The organism is Myroides odoratimimus, from assembly GCF_001485415.1.
GTDB classification, from domain to species: Bacteria; Bacteroidota; Bacteroidia; order Flavobacteriales; family Flavobacteriaceae; genus Flavobacterium; species Flavobacterium odoratimimum.
The window spans coordinates 1-5,500 of the sequence record NZ_BCMQ01000057.1; the positions used below are offsets into that span (position 1 = coordinate 1).

General features: G+C 34.2%; 4 protein-coding genes and 1 pseudogene. 4 read left to right on the forward strand and 1 reads right to left on the reverse strand.

Translation table 11 applies throughout. From position 1 onward, the window contains the following. Positions 1–361 precede the first annotated feature (361 nt). The 3 genes from MODO_RS18765 to MODO_RS18775 all read left to right on the forward strand — a co-directional run bounded on the left by MODO_RS18765 (position 362) and on the right by MODO_RS18775 (position 3,332). Positions 362–1,624 (forward strand): site-specific integrase, encoded by a 1,263-nt coding sequence (locus MODO_RS18765; RefSeq protein ID WP_059051426.1) that lies wholly within the window; start codon positions 362–364, stop codon positions 1,622–1,624. A 112-nt stretch (positions 1,625–1,736) separates the two neighbouring features. After that, entirely contained in the window at positions 1,737–2,003 is a 267-nt protein-coding gene (locus tag MODO_RS18770) for a helix-turn-helix domain-containing protein (RefSeq protein ID WP_059051730.1), read from the forward strand. A 105-nt stretch (positions 2,004–2,108) separates the two neighbouring features. Continuing rightward, entirely contained in the window at positions 2,109–3,332 is a 1,224-nt protein-coding gene (locus MODO_RS18775; RefSeq protein WP_039329560.1) for an IS256 family transposase, read from the forward strand. Positions 3,333–3,517: 185 nt separating this feature from the next. Here the strand turns inward: MODO_RS18775 and MODO_RS18780 are convergent, their stop codons facing one another. After that, a complete protein-coding gene (locus MODO_RS18780; RefSeq protein ID WP_073145886.1) occupies positions 3,518–4,036 on the reverse strand; it encodes a nucleotidyl transferase AbiEii/AbiGii toxin family protein in 519 nt (172 codons plus the stop codon). 96 nt (positions 4,037–4,132) lie between these two features. On the opposite strand from MODO_RS18780, the pseudogene tnpC reads away from it, so the two are divergent. After that, positions 4,133–5,464 (forward strand): annotated as a pseudogene (tnpC, locus tag MODO_RS18785) (IS66 family transposase); the annotation flags it as partial. Between the last annotated feature and the right edge of the window lie 36 nt (positions 5,465–5,500).

The window sequence follows — 5,500 nt, forward strand, 5'->3', positions numbered from 1 at the left end:
AGCCCGGTCATCGCGCCTGCTTTGGGAGCAGGAGGTCGCAGGTTCGAATCCTGCCACCCCGACTTTTTCGGCATCAGAATGTGCCTAAATCCGTAAGTATCAATTACTTACGGATTTTTTTATTTTTAAATATATCATAATAATCCATTGTAAATCAATCTAAATGTGAGCTATTAGGTGAGCTATTTTTAAAAGGTAAATTAGCTCACCGAATCGAGTTTAACTAATTGTATTTCAACAAATTAAATACAATTTATTTTAGTTTAATTCAGTGCTTTTTGGTCTTGTTTGAATACTATTCAGGTGAGTAGTTTTTTAAAACCATATCAAAACAGTTCGGTTAACATTAAAATAGATTGATATGAAAACAAAAAACACATTTGGAATACACTTCATTATACGTGTTTCTAATTCAAACAAAACAGCCCCATCCCTTATATACGCTAGGGTTACAGTAAACGGGCAACGAACAGAAATTTCTTTAAAACTAAAAATATCCCCTACTTCTTGGGATAGTATTAAAGGAAAAGCAAAAGGAAAAAGTGAGGACACGGTTCGAATCAACGCACATATTGAGCGAGTACGTTCCCTCATTACAGATGCCTATCATCAATTAGTTCAACAAAAAAGAGTTGTCTCTATAGGAGCAGTTAAAAACATCTTTCTCGGACATGATGATACAGAATCATCACTTTTAAAGCTTATAGACTATCACAGAGAGATTGCTACAAGTAAATTAGCTTATGGTACGCTAAAGAACTACTTCTCTACGGAAAAGTACCTTAAAAGCTATTTGCGTAAAGTACACAATCGAACTGACATCTATTTAAGTGAGATTAACTACAAATTTATCTTCGACTTTGAAAACTTCTTGAGAAACTGTAAACCGATTCACAAGCATCAACCATTAAATAACAATGGTATTATGAAACACATTGAAAGATTTAAAAAGTTAATCAACTTAGCTATTACAATGGAATGGATGGAGAAAGATCCCTTTACCAAATATAAACTTCAATTTGAGAAGACAGAAAGAGGACACCTAACTAAATCAGAACTTGAAATCCTTGTCAACAAGAATTTCGCTATTGAACGATTACAATCCGTTCTTGATATGTTTTTGTTTAGTTGTTATACTGGTTTAGCCTATATAGACATCTTTCACTTAGCACCTCAAAATATAGCTAAAGGAAGCGATGGAAAAGATTGGATTATATCAAGCAGAGAGAAAACTAAAATACCTGTAAGGGTTCCGCTATTACCTGAAGCTTTAGAACTAATTGAAAAATACAAAGACCATCCTATTGCTTTTGCCAAAGGTAAACTGTTTCCAGTTATTAGTAACCAACGAATGAATGGTTACTTAAAAGAAATTGCTACCATATGTGAAATAGATAAGAATCTATCTTTTCACTTAGCCAGACATACCTTTGCCACAACCGTTACACTAAACAATGGTGTGCCAATTGAGTCAGTGAGTAAGATGCTTGGACATACCGCTATTCGAACAACCCAGATATATGCGAAGGTATTAGAACATAAACTGGGTGAAGATATGGACAACCTAAGAGAAAGAAGACTTATTCAGGAAAATCACAAATACAACTTTGAAGAGTCAAATTAAACCTCCCAAAGACAACAGAACTAAACCAAGACATACAAATTGTTATTTAGGGTTAGAACTAAGCTTATAGCAGCTTAAAACAAATCAAAACTAACCCTAAATACTATTAATTATGAAAGTAGAATTTATAACAAAAGAAGACCTTGAGATTTTTAAACAAGAGATTATTACTGAGATAAGAAGGTATAGTCCTTTTAATAGAAAGAAAGATCAAGAAATAAAACAATGGATCAAAAGCTATGAGGTAAGAAAGCTTCTTGGTATTTCTCCTGGTACCTTACAAAATATGAGAATAAATGGTACCATACCATTTAAGAAGATAGGTGGATTGATGTTTTATAGGTACGAAGATATTTTAAAGATGATAGAGAGTGAATAAAATAAAAGCCCCCCAACTATCGTGTGGTAGTTGGGGTGTTTTAGAGGGTGTCCCGTGAACTGTGTCATTAAAATAATTGTATAATAAAATATGTACATTAGTAAAATGAGCACAGAAAAGAAAGAATTTGATTTCGAGAGTTTTAAAGAACAGGCAATGGCTGATATTTATCAAGGAAAGAAAATGGGAGGTCCAGATGGTGTTTTTGGTCCCCTTTTAAAACATTTCCTTGAGACTATGTTAGAAAGTGAACTAGAGAATCATTTGGAAGAAGAAAAGGCTAAAGGGATTGCAAATCGTCGCAACGGCAAGACAACTAAAACTGTTCGAAGTATGCAGTCGGGTTCTATTGAATTAGAATCTAATCGCGATCGCAATGGAACCTTTGAACCAAAGGTGTTACCTAAACGTCAACTTATTATCACAGATCAATTAGAGGATAATGTAATTAGCCTATATGCTAAAGGCAGTAGTACTCGTGATATTGCGGGTTATATCATGGAAATGTATGGTATGGATATTTCAGCCACAGAAATATCGCGTATAACTGATAAAGTCATACCTGCAATGAAAGAGTGGCGTGATCGCCCTTTAGAAGCTATATACCCCTTTGTTTTCTTAGATTGTATGTTTTATAAAGTAAAAGAACAAGGTAGTGTTACATCTAAAGCAGTGTATAATATATTAGGGGTTAATCAAGAAGGAAAGAAAGAATTAATAGGAGTTTATCTTGGAGATACTGAAGGATCTAAGTTTTGGCTTTCAGTATTAACTAATCTTAAGGCGCGTGGTGTCCAAGATATCATTGTAGCTTGTGTGGATGGTTTAAAAGGCTTTCCTGAAGCTATACAAGCTGTATTTCCTAAGACACAAGTACAACTTTGTATTGTTCATCAAATAAGAACCAGTCTGCGTTTTGTTCCTCATAAAGATAAGAAAGCAGTTGCTGCTGATCTTAAACCTATATATACTGCTGTAAGTGAAGAACAAGGCTATGAAAGGTTATTGCAGTTTGAAGAAAAATGGGCAAAGAATTATCCATTAGCCGCTAAAGGGTGGTTGGACAATTGGGAACATTTGTCAACTTATTTTGATTTTGACCCTCATATCAGAAAAGCAATATATACCACTAATGCTATTGAAGCTATGCATCGACAGGTAAGAAAAGTAACCAAGACTAAGGGAGCCTTTACTACTGAACAATCTCTTTTGAAATTAATGTTTTTAGCTATTACAGAGGTCTCTAAAAAATGGACTATGCCTATTCATAATTGGGGGTTGACAATGTCACAATTGTATATTAAATTTGGGGATAGATTACAACCGTAAAAAAAAACTCCATTTCCTAGCTTTTGGGCTTAAGCCCAAAAGCTAGGAAATGGAGACTGACACAGTTTGTGTTACACTCCCGTGTTTTATAAGATAGAAAGGGATTTATCGATTTCCATATATCTTATAAATAACGATTTTAAGTCCTTTGTATTATTGTGAGACAACATAAAAAAGTTGAGCTTTTAAATTTTATTAAATTTATTTTCGATCTCCTTTAAACGATTAAGTAAATCATTCCAGCTTAAACTATTTCCAATGATCATATGCTCTTGCATCGTTTTATAGTCTTCTGCCCATCTTTCAAATACTACCTCTGGAGGTAAAATACTCAATTTACCTTTCTTATGATTTGAGTAATCTATCCCTCTTAAAGGCTTTACTTTTTGTCGTTGCTCAACAATATTAGTAAACAAATCATCATCAACTATTGCTTGTTCACCAAATTCCGAATCCATAATTTTGTCTATGTCATAAAAATGCCTAGTCAATCGATCAGTTCTAATATTTTCAATAGGCTTTGAGAATTCTTCGTGCAATAACAATACTTTCTCAATTATAGTACGAGTGGGAACAACAACTTCTACATTAAATGTAGGCATAGTGAGGCAGAAAGTTAAAGAGCTTTGGTGGTCAAGGGTTACAAAGAATGTAGTATTCCTGAAATTTACATTTAAAAAAAATGTTAGCGTAGAATTGTAAATAGTAGAATAGTGTAGACATAAAAAAACCGGTAGCTTAGGCTATCGGTTTTCAAGTATATTAAAGAGGGATATACCCTACTCCGTATGTTTTATAAATTACCTTTAGATGTTGAACAAGCAGTCTTAGAGGAACAAGAAGAAGTAATCAAACAAGAGATTACCTACTCTCGTGAGAAAAAGAAACATCCAGGACGAGCTAAACTACCAGATCATTTACCCGTAGAAGAAATAGAAATACATCCTGAGGGAGATTTATCTGATATGATTTGCATTGGTAAAGAAACTACAGATGTGTTAGATTATGTTCCAGGTTACTTTAAAATCAAGCGTTACATCCGATATAAATACGCTACTAAAGGTAAAGACAACACTCAAATTAGTATTGGTGAGCTTCCAGAGCGAATTATAGATAAAGGAATACCTTCAGAGGGATTATTATCCACAATACTTGTAGATAAATATGTTGATCATATTCCTCTTTATAGACAGAAGCAACGCTTTTCAAGAGAAAACATCGATATAGCTTCTTCTACAATAGATGGTTGGACCGCTCAAAGTATGGATGCTTTAAAACCACTATACCAAAAGCTGGTGATGGACATCAAAAATGAAGGTTATCTCCAAGTTGACGAAACCACCATCAAAGTCTTAGATGAGAAAAAGAAAGACAAAACTCATCTTGGCTACTATTGGGTGTATCATGCACCTATATCCAAGCTTGTAATGTTTAATTACAGTCCTACTCGTAGCGGTAGTGCTGCACTACCTGTATTAGAAAATTTCAAAGGATATCTGCAAACGGACGGTTATAGCAGCTACCAAGCCTATGGAAATAAGTCAGATGTAACGCATCTTGCTTGTTGGGCACATGCTCGACGTGAATTTGAAAAAGCTTTAGATAACGATAGAAAAAGGGCGCAGCATGTACTAGTAGAAATACAGAAGTTATATGCTATAGAGAGAAAAGCTCAAGAACAAAACTTAGCTCCTGATCAAATCAAAGAACTTCGTCTAGATGAAAGTTTACCAATCATCAACAAGCTTGGTAAATATATGATTGCTCAGATGAATCTTACCTTACCTCAAAGTAGAATAGGTAAAGCTTTTGCGTACTCTCAAAAAAGATGGAGTAATCTAAGTGATTACTTACACAATGGAAACTTGCAGATAGACAATAATCTTGTTGAAAATGTAATCAGACCTGTAGCAATTGGTCGTAAAAACTATCTCTTTGCCGGTTCTCATGATGCAGCACAAAGAGCAGCTATGGCCTATACGTTTTTTGCTAACTGCAAAAAGCATGACATTAATCCATATCAATGGCTAAAGTATGTTCTTGAAAATATTCAATCCATCAACCACAAGAATATCGCTGACTTATATCCTCATAATTACAAGAAACTTATCCTGGATAATGTAGAAGAATAATTAGATCTCACAAGATGTACTTGCTCGGGTGCATAC

Excerpts from the sequence above, each read along its gene's own strand:
- MODO_RS18765 (WP_059051426.1), top strand. The coding sequence starts at position 362 with ATGAAAACAAAAAACACATTTGGAATACACTTCATTATACGTGTTTCT.
- MODO_RS18770 (WP_059051730.1), top strand. The coding sequence starts at position 1,737 with ATGAAAGTAGAATTTATAACAAAAGAAGACCTTGAGATTTTTAAACAA.
- MODO_RS18775 (WP_039329560.1), top strand. The coding sequence starts at position 2,109 with ATGAGCACAGAAAAGAAAGAATTTGATTTCGAGAGTTTTAAAGAACAG.